Here is a 15,783-nt window from a genome sequence, read left to right as displayed (position 1 = left end):
CCTAATCTATGAAACGCCACGTCTTTTGGGTTTTCTCCTGCTCGACATTGCTGTCATCACTGATAATGATATTCTCACGAATTAAGCCAATGTAATCCAGCTCACTCATTTTCTTGATGATAGTGTCAAGTGTGGTCACAAACTTCTGGACGACACGGTTGGTTTTTGCAATGTCCAAGTGGTTGTATTTCAAAGAAAGGACATCTCCGACAGTTGTCTCAAAACTTGACGGACTGATTTCTGTCCATTCATAGAAATACTGCAGCATATATTCGTACTCCTTATTGGGGATTGTCCTTAATGCGTTGAAGATGGAACGAGCCAGAATATTGATGCTTTGGAGATAGCGGATTGGCGGCTCTTCGATGAGTATGTTCTCAATTTGGAAGAACTGGTGTGCGTAATACTCGTCTATTGCCCGACATAGAGTAAATACGTTGGATGTCAAAGTACTCCTTCGGCTGTCATCTACGTTCTTTTGGTAAATTTGACCAATGCAATCCTCCATATGATTCAGATGGACAATGGTGCCATTCAAAGATGTCCTTAACTTCTGGCTATAGACCAACCTCTGTACAGGTGGGATGTACTCGTCATCCAAAACAAATCCACGACCTTCAAGCAAGCCTTTTCCTATGATGACAAAATCCTTGTTTAGGAAATGTTCGTTGCCGGACTGCACTGGGACGGCGGTTATCCGAATCTCAGGAAGCAGATGGGGGTGGCGAAGCGGTATCTCGTTCGGGTCTGGATAACCGACAGGAATGAGACGATCGTAAGAAGCTGTTACCGCTATATAAACGCCACCGTCAGCTGCATCTTTTCCAAGATCGGAAAGCGTTAATTCCGGAGAGAAACTGCCATAAAGTTCTGGTTCAAAAACGATGGTGCTGCCACCCAGTGTAATGGCATTGCAATGGTTGAGCCTGATGGTTGAGCTCTCTGCCCCTGCTCCGACAACCTCTACTGATACAGAAGATGAATGGTGCTCCAAAGGCATACCAATGCCGTAATTGTATTCTGTGACATGCTCTGCCCTGAGATGTTGAAAACACTCTACCATGTGAAGGTGGGCATCAATGAAGTGCTGCCCGGACAATTTCAGTCCATTGCTCCAGTTGATTGGAAGGTATTTAATCTGTTTCATGTGCTTTTGATTCTTCAACGATAATTCGTTTTATGTATATGATCTGGTTCTTTCTTATTGCATTTTCCTTTCTGTCCTGTTCTGGATTCAGCACCCTGATGAACAATGGGTAATTGATCCATCGTGTCGTATAGAAAATCCACCCGGCATTCACACTTGAATCATTGACATCTATCTGGTGCATCGGAGAACGCCTGTTCTGATCTTCCACCAGCCAGTTGAACCAGTCCCCTAGGCTTATGTTGTCCTGAAGGCGGACGGTCAGAGAGGCATATTCCTCGTCTTCCTGTCTCCTTTTTATTCGGACTTTGACAGGAATAGCTTGAAAATTATCCGTATTATCCCATTGATTCCTGTTGAACCCACTCTGACCGAAAGACCACAGCTCATATAAAGGAGGCGGAATCTTGTGGAAAGCCCTAAGGCTAAGTAGTGTCAAAAAAGGCAAGGTGTACCAAATGACGGACAGCATGGACCAAGGGGCATACGGCATTCCGCCCAATTTCTCAAAAAGCAGAAAATGTATCCATCCTCCAAGTAACCCACAAATCAGCATGACAAGAACCTGGGACACCATGTTGCCGTCAACACCTATCTTCCTTGCCACATTGTTGTTCATCGTATAGGCGAACAAGCACCCCAAGAAAAGGTACAGGACGTTGACAATGAATACACCTCCCCAAACGAATTCATCTTTGAGGATGGACAGGCAACCGGGTATTCCCAAAAGCAGTCCTGTTATTAAGATATATACGATTACATTTTTAAATTTCAACCGCTTCTTTATTGCCTTGATTCCATTCATTATCAATAGAATGGCGGCCACCAGAAAGGGTGCCAGGAGATATTTAAGAAAATATGTGATCAAAACTTCCATAATTGCACTTATTTTAATTTATAGTTGGGTGTCATATCCCAAACGGTTGTTTCCCAAGATAAAATCCATAGTCCCGTCAAGCGTGAACTTGATGTTAGTTTTCCTCGCTGACAAAATAAAGAAGCCCAATACATACTTGACGGACTCAATGTGCTTTTGTACTTCCTTCATTGCGGGGACGCTATCGTGATAGTGGATTATGCCCTCGACATCCTCTATTTCGGACTGTATAACTCCATCCAGACCTGCGTCAAGACCAAGCTGGGTCTTTCCGAGTACGGGATATGGCAAATTCTCCACCTTGCATGACTTAAATTGTAATTTCACATCCAAGTTTAAAATCTCGTGAAGGAGAATGTCTATCTCCGAGAGGTTCTCCTTGGATGCATCTGACTTCCCTGCAAAGAAGAAAAGGCGCTGGCATTCGTCCGGTGTAAGTGTCTTATTGTCATATAGAATGTATTTCGTCAATGCCTTTCTTATGGGATGCTCGTCTTTTTCCGAAAAGAAATTCAGATAGCGCCTGTGAATCCGTACCCGTTCTTTGAAAAAAGCTGTATCAAAAGGGGCAAAAAAGTGTAGGGCTTCTTTCTCCTTTCTGCGATTTTGCCTGATAGCCTCTATCAATTCTCTCTGGGACATATTTGGCTTACTCAGAGTCAATGGATGGAAGAGGCTTTCGGGAAGCTGGTGATAGATGCTGTTACGTGCTAGAACCAACTCTACCAACTCTCCCAAGGCATAAACGTGGCGCAACTTTATATCAAGGATGTCCTTGGACTTTACACGAGGATTCATGCCTTGATTTGCCACAACCACTTGTTCAAGGATATCCTCACCCAAGATAAATTGCAACTCATCGAGGAACACTTCCGCCAGAAGATTGCTTGACTCACTTCTGCGGAAGAGTGCCAACCTTTCCTCCTTACTTATATATCCAGTCTTTTCCATTCCAAACCGTTGTCTCGGTAATAAACTTTGACACTGTCTCCTTCCTTGATACCCTCGGAAACAATTAAGCGAGATATGCTCTTTTTAAGATAAGTGCGTACGACGCCAGCGATGGGGCGTGCCCCGTACTGGGGAGAGTATCCCTTGGCTGACAGGAAACGCAAGGCTTCGTCAGTGATCTGTATGTGAATGTTCTTTTGCTCTTGCAATTGCTGTTGCAAACGAGAGAAGTGCAAGCGGAAAATAGACTGGGCTACCGTTTCGTTAATGGGTGCAAACGGTACGACTTCTGTTAGGCGTCCCAAAAATTCTGGTCTGAAATGCTGGGACATGACTTCTGTCAAATGTTTTGAGTCTGGTGTGATTCCTTGATTGAACTGTTCTGCAATCCAACTGCTTGCAATGTTTGAGGTGAATATGATGATGGCGTTTGAAAAATCCCCTTCGCGCCCTAACTTGTCGTGTATCTTTCCTTCGTCCATGATTTGCAGGAAGACATCATATACACTTGAGTGCGCTTTCTCAATTTCATCAAAAAGAATGACAGAATAGGGCTTTTGGCGGATCTTTGTCACCAGCAAGCCACCTTCTTCATATCCTACATATCCTGGAGGCGCACCATAAAGCAAAGCTGCTGAATGTTCCTCCTTGAACTCGGACATGTCAAACCTTATCATGGCGTTCTCGTCGTCAAAAAGCAATTCGGCGAGTGATTTGGCAAGTTCAGTTTTTCCTGTACCTGTCGGACCTAAGAAAAAGAAGGAACCTATGGGCTTGCGAGGGTCACTGAGTCCGCTTCTGGACTCTATGATGGCGTCCGAGAGCGTTGTGATTGCTTTATTTTGCCCTTTGACCCTTTCCTCCAGACGACTCTCAATTCCTAACAGCCGGTCCTTTTCTTGGGCTTGAATCTTTCCCAAGGGAATCCCGGTCATCTCCGCGACAACCGCTTCGACCTCACTTGGAGAAACGCGCGGAATGCCATTCTCAGCTAAGACGGACAGGTTCCGGAGAGTCTCAGACGTTTTCGCCAGTTCTTCTTCCAAAGTACCTTCTGAAAAACTGATGCCATTAGGGAGCTTAGAGATCAGCACTACGCTGATTTTCGATCTCAGACTATTAGAAAAAAGACGTAAATCCTGTTGCTGACGGTTTGGATCCTCCTGTTTGAGGGATTCAAACTTGGAAAGGAACACATCCAACTCGTTTAGGGAATTTTTGTTGCTCAAGCGTACTGCGGCAGCAGTCGCGTCCAACAGGTCTATTGCTGCGGCGGGCTGTTTCTTCTCTTTAAAATATCGAGAAGATAATGTCAGCGACTCCTGCGTGGCGTTGTCGCTTATGGAAAGACTATAGTGTTCTTCCATCCGGTTGGAATGCTCCCTTAGCATGCTTAGAACAGTGAACTTGTCCAGTTCCGAAATATCCAAAATATCCAATTTGCTCTCTATACTGTTTTTTTCGATATGCTTTCTGAATGCATCTGGAGTAATCGTGAATACAATACTTGTTGAACCGTCGCTAATTTGGGAGTTGAATATGTTGATGAGGGTTGTCGATTTTGTTTGCCCACCAAACTCCAACAACATTTGCAGGTCGTCTATCAGCAAAACGGTTTGTCCCTCCATTTCATCCAATTTTCCAAGAAAATAGGAGATTTTCTGGGCTAGCTCTGTTTCATTGCCGGAAGAAGCCAACAGCTTTGCTGTGTGTAAGCCGATAAGTTTGATTTGAGAAATCAACTCGTCGTGGTTCTCGCAGACCTCCTTTACCAGAGAATGAATAATAGCCGTTTTGCCTACACCGGAATCTCCTATAAGCATTATAGCTTTATTGGCACAACGCTCTAAGCCTTCCAAGATAGTACGTACTTCTTTCTCACGTCCCAAAACAATCCTTCCTCGAAGGATATATGCCTCTTCTTTTAGATTATACGCGAAAGGGAAACTTGCCAAGAGCTTATTCTCCTCTCCTTGATAAAAATGATTAACCGCTTGTGCATTGAAGAAAGAAAGGACATCATCCTCAGAAACGGACAAGGACTCAATTTGACTGTCCGAGAAAACAACACCTTGGCGAATAATCGCTGTAAATACACATAAAGCGTCTATGCTGTCGGAGCCCAACTTTATCTTTGAGCGTTCCGCTTCCTCAAGCACAAGGGTCACTTGGCTGTCTGCGACAATACCATCACCTTCATGCTCCTCTGACACGTACATCTCACGACGCACGTCAAACCATTCATGAATATAGCCGACGTCCTTGTTCATTGAGCTCAGTATATTGGACAATCCTGTCCCAGTCCCTTCTGAAAGCAAAGCAAGCACCAGATGGGAAATACCGTAGCTTGTATGGTTGTCCGCGTTTGCCATAGATGCTGACAAGCGCATGGCGGATTGCACACTATTGCTTATGTTTCTTTCCATCATATAAACTTAATTTTATAGGTACTATGACTAATGGATTTCTTTTGCATTTCCTCGGCAAGTGTGTTCGCCAAAAAATCTAATTGGTTCATTTTGGAGTCCACTTTTTTTATTTCAGATGACAGGTGTATGCTGACATCCGTAGTCCGGACTATTCCTTGAAGTGAACCGTTGGATATGCAAATGCCGTCCTTGATGTCAACCCCATTCACCATTGAACCCAGACGGTGGTATATATAACTCTTAACGTCCTCTTCAGAAACAATGCGGTTATTACATAATAAGCCGTACCGCAAACTATTGATGAGCTCTTGGTCGTCCGTATGCAACCTGCCTTCCACCGTTGATGTTTGGAATCTAATACTGGACGGGTCAAATTTATCCATGTCCAACTGTTGAACAAGATTTCTCTGATTGATGCCATTGGCACTTTCTCCTTGGGTTTGCCAGTATTTCAATTCTGCAAAATGACTTTCTTTGTGCGGAACAGTTAAAAGAAAAGCCTTGTTCTTGTTCCCTTTGAAGTTTTGACGATCTATGCTCTTTTCAGTAGCGTCCAATTTTTCTTGCAGGACTTTTAGCTCGGAGGAAAGGCTGTCTGTGTCAAGGGAGGCAAAAGCATTTCCTTCCTCTCGGATTAACCGCAGAACCTTGCTGATCTCACTCTGGGCATTGTCACTGTCGAAACGCTCCAGATTCCCGAAATACAAACTATAGACACCTTTGACCTCTTTCTGATACAAGGAAAGCCTATTGCGAAACACACAACCATTATTGTCCTCAAATTTGTGTATGTTCAGCAATGAAGCGTTATGTGAGCAGGGCAATGAAACTATTCTCCCATGTGTCCTGAAACTATGATTTACCAAGACCAATTGCCTGTTCACGACAGGAAAGGTGTTAAAAAGAATCTTGATGTTCCTCAGTTCCTCTCTGTTGAAGACCTCAGGAAATGACAAACGAATCCAAACCGCATTTTCATTTCCCTCAATCTGGTCTAATTCAGACAGAGCACTCGGAAAAATCTCTTTTATCGTCTTTGCTGCGGGATCTACAGGTAGATTTAAGTCTATGTATGCTTGTTGATAATAGGTCGATATTTCTTCAAAATAATGTTCCTCTTCGTGAGATTGTTTCAACAGATGAGGAGCTGTCTTTAATTCACGACCTTGGTCATCATAAGCCTTGACATTCTGGATGAAAGGGAGTAAAGACCTGTCTTCCGGCAAAACACAAATAGGCAGTGTCGCGATTTTTCCCAACTGAGAATCCGGGATGGACAGACCTATCCACAACGTGAAATCTGCGATGCGATGAGTGGATGGCAGAAGTTCTATATGTTCCGTTCGTTTACGGATATTATATTGAAGTTCTGTTCCGTATGCCAGAAATGGAATTCTTATGTCAAATAACGGCTCTTCCACCAAAGGGGTGAAATAGAAAGGCATATCATCCTTGCCTAAAGCTACCTTGCGCGCATAGAATTGGTCTTCTGTTCCCAATACTGCGGAATTGTCGCCAGACAGAGGATGTACTGTCAGCAATCCGTGGGCAGGGAATGGGAGCGACCATATTTGCGGAATCAGTATTCTGGCAAGACGGTTTAATATTTGGGCATCGGACTTCTCGATCTCTTGGTGCAACTTGTAAAACTCATAAGCGACGACATCCAGCAGCAAATCAACCACAGGGTCTATCAATCTTGCATCATCAATCTCCCACAAAGACATGGCATAGTCTAAAACCCTCTCTTTTATTCGTGTAAAATTCTTATCTGTCGCCATGATACAAAGATTTATTGAGATAAAGGACTGATATAAACCAAAGTGTTAAAAACAAAAGGAATGTCTGTTGATTCTATTTGGGCATGAACCGTAATACTGGCTTGACGGCGAATATTGGGATTCTTTCCCAACAGGTCCTCCTCTATCTCAGAAAGATGCACATCCACACGAACATCTTTTAGCCGTCGCTCATAAGCCGTGATTGATTGCACGAGGGAATTTCTTACCGTTTCTTCCCAATCTCTGACTTTAACCAGTTGATTGAATTCCAACTCCCAAATAATCGATCCATATTCATATTTCCCGAAAATTTCTCCGGGATGTGACACGATTAACAGCATTATATTTTGCGCAATAGATTCTTCGGGGGAGCATCTCGCCAAAGTCCCCTTCAAAGCGACAGACAAATCTAATGGAATCTTTAAATAATCCATTGTGCACTTTAGTTTATTAAGTTCATCCCCAATGGGGCAGTTGCAAATATAATACATTACATCCAGATAACCAAGTTTTTATGCGCAAAAATATAATATTTCTTCCCTTTATGTGGAATAAAAGGGAAGAAGTGTTGTTTTTCCTTCTTTTCCCTTATGCTTCCCGTTTTTCCCGAAAATTTTTCTCCTTCTTTATATACCTATATTTTTGCTGCTTGATAGCAATTTATTCACTCAATAACAAACAATTATGGAATCAAACAACAATGACAACTATGTGCTTGTCTTGGAAGACCGCACGGAAGTGAAGAACGAAAAGGAAGCGGGAAAACTCTCCGTAGTATCGGGTATCGACGACAAGGGAAACCTTAAAACAACTGAGGCAATCGCTGCCAATCAAGCAGCGTTCCTAAAGTTCAACAACAAGGACGGACTTCTGAAAAACTTCATGACCAACTTCCTCAAACAGTTCAATAACCCGACTCGTTTCGGACTGTATAAGATAGTGGCAAACAACGTTGAGCAGAGCGTGGACAACCTGCGCACCATGCTGGAAAGCCGTGATAAGCCCGAAAACAAACAGCAACTGACAGAGATTGGAGTATCCTTTAACGATTATCTGCCGAAAAAGAAGAACGCCACAGTCATTGATGAGTCGAAGATTGATTGGAAGCAACTCGACAACCTCGGTCTTACCCGTGAACGACTGGAACAAAGTGGAGAGTTAGAAAAGATGCTTTCTTGGCAGAAGAGTAACCTTGTTACTATTGCCGTACCTATTGGTGATACAACTATCTACACTGAAGCACGTCTTGCTTTCCGCACGGACGATAGCGGCAATGTCGGCTTAGCTATCCACCCTTTACGCAAGGAGCCACAGCTCGACTTCCCCTATATGGGCTACAAGTTCTCGCCCGAAGAGAAAGAACAACTACTCACTACGGGCAACCTTGGAAAAACTATCGAAGTGAAGCCCAAGAACGGAGAGCCGTTTTCCGCTTATGTATCGATTGACCCACAGACTAATGATATCATCGCCCTGCGTGCCGACCGGGTGAACATTCCCAAGGAAATCAAGGGCGTTACGCTTTCCGATGCACAATATAAAGATCTTGTGGAAGGCAAAGCCGTAAAGGTGGAGGGCATGACAGCCAAGAGCGGTAAGTCATTCAATGCTACCCTTCAAGTCAATGCCGAGAAAAAGGGTATTGAGTTTGTCTTCGACAAAAAGCAAGGCTTGAAAGAGGGGCAACGGCAAGGCGCACCGCATAAGCTCTGCGGATTGGAGCTATCAGAAAAACAGCGTGAAGCTTTGGATAGCGGTCGCACAGTCTATTTGAAGAACATGGTCGATAAGGAGGGCAAGTCCTTCAATGCCTACGTCCGTATGGACAAGAAGCAGAACCGCCCACGCTTCTACAAGTGGAACCCTGACAAGAAGCAGGAAACCAGTAAGGAAAAGGTGGTTGCCGTAGCTGAAGAGCACAAGACACAGGTAGCGGTCAATAATGACGGCAAAACCAATGAAGCCACGAAGAACGTGAAAGAGCCCTTGAAGACGGGACAGACACAACCTACTTCCGAGCAGAAGCAAAAGCAGGACGAGAATAAACAAAAGAAGTCCCGTGGACGTAAGATGTAACCCTTAATTCTATTATCGACTATGACAACTTGTATTATTGCCGAGAAACCCTCGGTAGCCAGAGATATTGCCCGCATCGTTGGGGCAAATAGCAAGCAGGACGGATATTTAGAAGGAAGTGGGTATCTCGTTACATGGGCAATGGGACACCTTATTACCCTTGCTATGCCTGAAGCCTACGGCTTTTCTGCCTACAAAGCCGAAGATCTGCCCATCCGTCCCAATCCATTTCAGTTAGCGGTACGGCAAGTACGTAAGGACAAGGAGTATATATCCGATCCAGCAGCGCTTAAACAGCTCAAAGTGATCCGCTCCTGCTTTGACGAAGCAGACCGCATCACCGTAGCCACTGATGCAGGGCGGGAGGGTGAACTCATCTTTCGCTACATCTATCAACATATTGGTTGCAGAAAGCCTTTCGACCGTCTTTGGATTTCATCATTGACGGACAAAGCTATCCGTGAAGGACTTTCCAATCTTAAGCCGGGAAGCCATTACGACAATCTCTATTATTCAGCCAAGGCAAGAAGCGAAGCCGACTGGCTCATGGGTATCAATGCCAGCCGTGCATTGTCCATCGCCCGCAAAGGCGGCTATTCCTTGGGACGGGTACAGACCCCAACTCTTGCTATGGTCTGCCGTCGGTACATAGAAAATCGTGATTTTTCTTCCGTACCTTATTGGAAATTATCCGCTCTCTTGAAGAAAGAGGGCATATCGCTGAAAGCCGTTGGCTGTAAAGACTATGAGAATGAAGCATCGGCACAGGCTGCTCTCGCTACACTTCGCAGTCAGAGCCAGCTTACGTTAGAATCGGTCGCAAGAAAGGTAACGCATACCGCGCCACCACTCTTGTACGACCTTACAGCCTTGCAGAAGGATGCCAACAGACGCCACGGCTTTTCAGCAGACAAGACCCTCTCGATAGCCCAAAGCCTCTATGAGAAGAAGATCACGACCTATCCCCGCAAAAGATTTTAGAATTTTGTATCTTTCAGATAATCAAGAAGATAACAATGAATAAAGAAGAAAAGGGTTACGGCTTGATAACGAGCGAGTTTCTTCCCCTTTCTTTATTCTGCAATGCCTCAAAGACCATATTATTGTATAGTGCAAAGATAATCAATAGTTGTGAAACGACATCATAATTAGGTAAATTTAATATTATTACACTTCTTAATAATATCGCAATTATAAATCTTACGATATTGAAAGGAAAAGACATATTCAAAATATAACTTTCGGGATAGTAGCAATGATATAAGATTATCGTTTACATTCTTAAGAACACCATATTACCCATATAGGCTAAAATCAAATCTTATAGGAGAGTACTCGAAATGTTTTTCTATCTTTCAAAAGAAGTTGCATCTCGAAAGAATATTAAGAAAATACAACGAAAGGGCTTTGCTGTGAAACCCTTTCGCTGTCATTATTTATTTCCGTATTCCTGTGATAGCAGATAGTTTATATCGAAAATTACCCTCTTCCTTACTCTTGCTTCTTGTTTTTTCAAAATCTGTTTCAGGACCTTTATCTGTATTAAAAGCACCGCTATAATAATAGCCACTATCCGAGCCATTCCATCCCATATTACACAACAAATAATACTTTCGTTGTGTATAAAAACCTATGGTTTGCCCATTTTTTTTGCGAAAGACAGAACGGCTCATTTCCAATAACCCATGAACCAGCCAACAATGCCCATCTGAGTATGAATACCAAGTCTTTATAGTAATGCCTAAAAATTTCTTTTTGTGTTTCGTTTCCTTTGCATAACCACTTACTAATACATAGTATCCTTTCCTTAATTCATTGACAATATCTGTTTCATTATAATCTTTTTTTACTCCTCCAGATGAAAACCCTAAATTCTTAAGAGTCCTCGGGATATTATCAGTAGAAGCGGAGCTTCCTTTATTTTCGTCAGTTTCACTTTCTGGATATTTGGCATAAGTAACATCTAAATTTTGTCGTAAACCTAATTGTTGCATAATCCTTGCTATATAAGGGATTGCAGGAGGATATGGATACCAATTCGTTACATAACGATTCATAATCTCCCAATCAAAATCATAGCCGTTGTATTGTTTAGGAAATTTATAAACGGATAATAATTGTGCAACAGCAGTTGGTACGCAGCCTGTGCAGGATAATTTTCCATCCGTTAATGGACAAAATTGATTGTAAGGACTTCCTTGCCCCCACTCAACAGGACAATATCCTTCTTTCATTTCGGAAAAAGTTTTTTCCCATTTTCCATATACAACAGAAATTTCATTGTTTTTATTGATTCTATTATTTTCGTTAAACTCATTAATCTCTTTAATGATTTGGACTTCCATATTTGCCAAAAATGGTACAAGATTAGGATTGTCTACGACACCATCTTGAGGGATTTCTCCTTTATCTGTAAGCACTAACATTGGAGTAACCCTTGTATCTCCGCTCATTATAGCATATCCACCACCTTGAAAATTGAAAATATGTACATTTGTTGAATTATCAACATCTGACCTTGTCTGTTCCCCAACTCTTGTACCTATAGAAGTTCCGTCTACTTTGAGAGTAAATTTATTTTTCAGAATGAGGTGTTTTGGAACAATAGAGTTTACACGAGTTGTTTTGCCTAAAAGAATATCATTGAGTTCTGTTTCCGCATCATTGATATTTCTCTCATAGGAAGTTACTATTTTTTTTTCATCTTTTTCTTTTAACTCTATCTCATTTTTCATGCATGAGTTATGAAAAAACAAAAAGATAGCACAAACTATATATATTGTATTGTTCAATTTTAAACGCATATTCTATAGTATTTAAAGAAAAGGCAATCTCGTTTGAAGAGAGATTGCCAAAAGATATTAGTTTAAACGAGCATTTGGATAACAGGCTAAATCTATATCGTATAAATCTCCTCCACAATCGAAGTCAATACTTCCGTCATAACGATATAAATACCAACCATCAAAACTTCCTCCCCATCCCATATTTGCATGGCAATAAACATTGTACCTCTTTAAAATTCTGCGAGGTTGTTTTGGTGAAAGAGCCACATTAGAGGGACGAACGCGAATTTGATAACCATCAACAACCCATGCATGTGAACCATTGGTAAATACTCCTGTAGCTCTTGTTCCTCTGATGGCTCTTGCAGTTCCTCTACATATAACAGGTCTTCTTGAATTTAAAGAGTTTGCCATATTTTGGAAAGTACAAGAGTTTTTTCCATCAATATGGATATTCCATTTTTTTACATAATTTGCAACTTCATCTACAGAAACAGAACCTCCTTTGCGTGTAAATTTTGTGCCACTTCCATCTGCAAGATTCTTTATCAAAGAGGCTAATCTTTTATCTTCCTCAGTAGGCTCATGGTTTCCCCAAAAATTCGGAGAATAACTTCCTAAATTACCCCAATAAAACTTCTGTCCTTCAGGAGTTGTAATATCATTAATATTCGGTTGTAAATACGCCAAGACTTGTGCCCAAGCAATAATTGCACACCCTGCAGGATGGCGTCCGTCATAACCATAGCCAAAATCATATTCTGGGGGACATTTAGGCATATAAAGATTATAAGGACTTGTCTGATCCCATTTTGTTTTTAGCATAGGCTCAACTATTTTATATAATTGCCCAGAAGGATTGCCTGTGGCAGAACTGCGTGTTACAGGAGTATTGTTTACAAGGTATTCTACATGTTTCATCCCCTTTTCCCTAATTTGCGTATTGACATAAGCCTTTGTCTTTTCACGAAGAGAATCTTCGCATTGCTTAATTACGGAAATCTCTTGCAAGGCTATGTTCATTGCATTTTTTATCATCAAATCTGCTGTTTCGTTTGGTGAAAAGAAATCTCCTTCCTCAGAAAAAGCAATAACATAAGGGAAACGACAATCAGAACTTACAATCATACTTATCGGTTTCTTTGTTTGTTGGGCAGTCCACTTTATTTTTGTGAAACTTATGTTTTCATCTTTCTCGTGCTTGTTTGTCGTCAAAGGTAAAGTGATTTTTTCTTTTTGTACATCTGAGAAAGAATTAAAGGTCGCTCTTGTGCTTGTCCCCTTAATACTTTCGATGTATGATTTTGCAATATCCTCAATTTCGGAATTTGTTAATTCCTTATTATCTGGATAGGCAATACTATTGTACTCTTGTTCTGACAAAGAAATATAAGATCTATACCCATTATCTATAATGGTATCAACTTCATTTGCTTTGTCACTACACCCACTCAAAAAAAAGAGTGCTACGGGTAATAATTTTAGATAATAGTTCTTCATAACCATCTGTTTTAGTTTGACATTATAGATAAGAATTCATATTGCGCAATTTAGGTAAAAATAATGTACCCTCCAAATTTTATTCTATCTTTTTCCTCATTTTGCATTAAAATACCCATAAATGATGAGGTAAAAATTGCGTAATTGATAGTTTTGTATGAAAGAGTAAAGCTCTGATATAGAAAGAGGGCGGTGTGTTATTCAGACTCAAAGGCATATCAAATCTCTAATAATTTCAAATTTATAGCAGTTTAAGAAAAATAGAATAGGAATATAATAAAGATTATCACAGTTTTGTTTGTGCTAATAAAAATAGGCTGTCATATGCAAAGGTAATGGGCGTGAATATAATCGACTGATTACTAGGTAAAAATAGAATATACAACATATAAAAGGTGAATAAGAAACGAACGAGTTTCTTTCTTTTTCCTTATTTTGCAATGTTTCAAAGAACCTTGTTTTACAGTTGTAAAGGTAACAAAAAAGGCTGTGCAATCCAAGGAAACACGGCGTAATGGACATTTTGTAGGAATATTATCCCCTCTCTTACATTATCTCTCTCGATAGTCAATGGTTAAACTCACCGTCTTCTCTTGCAGGGCGATGAGTTCTTTTGTCAATCTGATAAGTTCCTTCAATAAAGCCTGAACGCTTTTGTCTGCCGTATTACAGTGTAGAAGTTTAACCACCTGATTATAGTTTACTCCTACTTGATGAACTTCAGCTATTAATTCTGTGAGTTTGCGATAATTCACGGTATTTTTACAGCACACACATAACTACTTTGTATCGGAATACTCCTCCGTTAATTTTATCGCTTGCACTTGCAGCTTGATGATGGCTTCAGAATAGCTCTCAAGTTTGTGGAGCATTCTTTGGGCAGTAGCTGTTGAGTGATAACAGTTGAGCGTCTTGACAGCTTCATTATAGAAAATACTTATCTTGTAAATTTGGGATATTATGTTAGAGAGATCACGCAAGTATTTCTCATCTGACTTGTCTTCTGTGATAACCTTGAATGACTCTCCAAGTAATCTTGCCCTTAGATAATCGCTCTTGGTTTTTGCTCCCGACTTTCGATAAAGATTGATGACCTTTTGTTGGTCTTCGTAGTTAGGTAACCTGATGTGCCATCTGTCCCATTTTTGGCAGGTGGCACATCTGCCGTCAGGTTTGTTAGTTTTCTTTCTTTTCATCGTTTCTATGTTATCTAATCACGACTTTGGAGTGATTTAATCCCCTTTCGGGGCAAGTGTCTTTGTGGTACAAATGGCAATTTGTGGTACAAAGACACACCTTGCCAGTATAAAGAAAGAGATAGTTTGTTATGTTCCATAAAGCAACCTTTCTGGGGTGCTTTTGATAGACGAGAGTTCAAAGTTCAAAAAGTAAGTCAAGAGATAAGTTTTGACTAATTTCTTGACTTACTGACTTTATGAGCTGACATATTTTTGACTAAAGTTAATTTTGACTTAGGTCGAAACTATTTTTTTGACCAAAGTCATAACTGACCATTTTACTTAAGTCGCGACTGATTTCTTAACTTAACTCATAACTTACCTGTTTGCGGTATTGGATTATAATACTTTTCAAGCATTGTTTGTATGTCGCTCTGTTTGTAAAGTATCTTCCCTCCGATTTTGTAGAATGGAAGTATTCTTGCATTTTTATACTCTTGGAGCGTGCGTGTGCTGAGCCGTAAGTGGCTGCACACTTCCTCGCTCGAAAGGTAAACCTCGCCATCTAACATCGGACGAGCTGTGGCACAATACCGCTCCAACTTCTTCAAAGTACCTTCCATCAGTTGTGAAAATAACTGCATCTGAGGGTCTTCCTGCGTAATGATTTCATTCTCTGCCATAATTCATTCATTTTTTGACTTCATTCAGCATTTCGCTGATGTCGGTCTGTTTGTAATAACACTTGTGCCCAATCATGGAGAAAGGGATTTTTCCCGTATCTCGGTATGATTGCAGGGTACGCTTGCTTATGCCCAAACGCTTGCACACGGCTTCGTTGTCGAGCCATTGCTCGTTCTTAGGAGGATTACCAATGAGTTTTTCCACACGGTGGATAAAGTCTGCAAATTCGGAGCGATGCCGCTCCCACGCTTTGCGGTCGATGATAATGAGTTTCATTGCTTTGATATTGTTTTGATTACTATATTGTTACTCGGCAATGGAGCTGTTATGCTGCCCGTTGCCGTACTTATCGGGTGCAAAAGTAAGTGGTCAAG

12 protein-coding genes and 2 pseudogenes are annotated in these 15,783 nt (G+C 41.3%); 2 read left to right on the top strand and 12 right to left on the bottom strand.

The features are described 5' to 3' along the window. Nucleotide 1: 1 nt before the first annotated feature. Genes NQ518_RS05730 through NQ518_RS05705 form a run of 6 tightly spaced genes read right to left on the bottom strand, consistent with a single transcriptional unit; the run spans nt 2 to nt 7,619 of the window. Nucleotides 2–1,147 carry a hypothetical protein gene (locus tag NQ518_RS05730; protein ID WP_227960521.1) on the bottom strand — a complete coding sequence of 382 codons (1,146 nt, stop codon included), beginning with the start codon at nt 1,145–1,147 and terminating at the stop codon, nt 2–4. Further along, nucleotides 1,134–2,024, bottom strand: coding sequence for a TssN family type VI secretion system protein (locus tag NQ518_RS05725; RefSeq protein ID WP_227207528.1), 891 nt, complete (start codon nt 2,022–2,024; stop codon nt 1,134–1,136). Before NQ518_RS05725 ends, NQ518_RS05730 begins: the two co-directional genes overlap by 14 nt. Before the next feature lie 18 nt (nt 2,025–2,042). Further along, on the bottom strand, nt 2,043–2,975 hold the full coding sequence (locus tag NQ518_RS05720) for a hypothetical protein (RefSeq protein ID WP_227960523.1): 933 nt from the start codon (nt 2,973–2,975) through the stop codon (nt 2,043–2,045). Continuing rightward, on the bottom strand, nt 2,954–5,404 hold the full coding sequence (locus tag NQ518_RS05715) for an AAA family ATPase (protein WP_227960525.1): 2,451 nt from the start codon (nt 5,402–5,404) through the stop codon (nt 2,954–2,956). Before NQ518_RS05715 ends, NQ518_RS05720 begins: the two co-directional genes overlap by 22 nt. Beyond that, nucleotides 5,401–7,185, bottom strand: a complete 1,785-nt coding sequence (locus NQ518_RS05710) for a hypothetical protein (RefSeq protein ID WP_227960527.1) — start codon at nt 7,183–7,185, stop codon at nt 5,401–5,403. The genes NQ518_RS05715 and NQ518_RS05710 overlap by 4 nt, the downstream gene beginning before the upstream one ends. A gap of 11 nt (nt 7,186–7,196) precedes the next feature. After that, nucleotides 7,197–7,619, bottom strand: a complete 423-nt coding sequence (locus tag NQ518_RS05705; RefSeq protein ID WP_028901269.1) for a GPW/gp25 family protein — start codon at nt 7,617–7,619, stop codon at nt 7,197–7,199. 250 nt (nt 7,620–7,869) lie between these two features. Here NQ518_RS05705 and NQ518_RS05700 point away from each other — a divergent pair, with 250 nt between their 5' ends. Both NQ518_RS05700 and NQ518_RS05695 read left to right on the top strand, forming a co-directional pair. Beyond that, entirely contained in the window at nt 7,870–9,261 is a 1,392-nt protein-coding gene (locus NQ518_RS05700; RefSeq protein ID WP_227960529.1) for a DUF4099 domain-containing protein, read from the top strand. A gap of 21 nt (nt 9,262–9,282) precedes the next feature. Continuing rightward, nucleotides 9,283–10,230: pseudogene (locus tag NQ518_RS05695) on the top strand (DNA topoisomerase); the annotation flags it as partial. Nucleotides 10,231–10,697: 467 nt separating this feature from the next. Here the strand turns inward: NQ518_RS05695 and NQ518_RS05690 are convergent. The 6 genes and pseudogenes from NQ518_RS05690 to NQ518_RS05665 form a co-directional block, all read right to left on the bottom strand. Further along, entirely contained in the window at nt 10,698–11,996 is a 1,299-nt protein-coding gene (locus tag NQ518_RS05690) for a C10 family peptidase (protein ID WP_021668267.1), read from the bottom strand. Between the two features lie 126 nt (nt 11,997–12,122). Further along, a complete protein-coding gene (locus NQ518_RS05685) occupies nt 12,123–13,547 on the bottom strand; it encodes a C10 family peptidase (RefSeq protein WP_025064661.1) in 1,425 nt (474 codons plus the stop codon). Nucleotides 13,548–14,098: 551 nt separating this feature from the next. Next, nucleotides 14,099–14,296, bottom strand: a pseudogene (locus NQ518_RS05680) (plasmid mobilization protein); the annotation flags it as partial. Between the two features lie 30 nt (nt 14,297–14,326). Next, nucleotides 14,327–14,743, bottom strand: coding sequence for a plasmid mobilization protein (locus NQ518_RS05675; RefSeq protein ID WP_021668271.1), 417 nt, complete (start codon nt 14,741–14,743; stop codon nt 14,327–14,329). Between the two features lie 353 nt (nt 14,744–15,096). After that, the gene (locus NQ518_RS05670) at nt 15,097–15,408 is read right to left on the bottom strand and encodes a helix-turn-helix domain-containing protein (protein WP_021670260.1); all 312 of its coding nucleotides are present in this window, start codon (nt 15,406–15,408) and stop codon (nt 15,097–15,099) included. Between the two features lie 7 nt (nt 15,409–15,415). Next, entirely contained in the window at nt 15,416–15,685 is a 270-nt protein-coding gene (locus NQ518_RS05665) for a helix-turn-helix domain-containing protein (protein WP_025064883.1), read from the bottom strand. Between the last annotated feature and the right edge of the window lie 98 nt (nt 15,686–15,783).

Source organism: Hoylesella buccalis ATCC 35310, from assembly GCF_025151385.1.
Taxonomy (GTDB): Bacteria; Bacteroidota; Bacteroidia; order Bacteroidales; family Bacteroidaceae; genus Prevotella; species Prevotella buccalis.
Note: the sequence above shows the minus strand (reverse complement) of the source record. Positions and strands in the feature narration are given on the sequence as shown.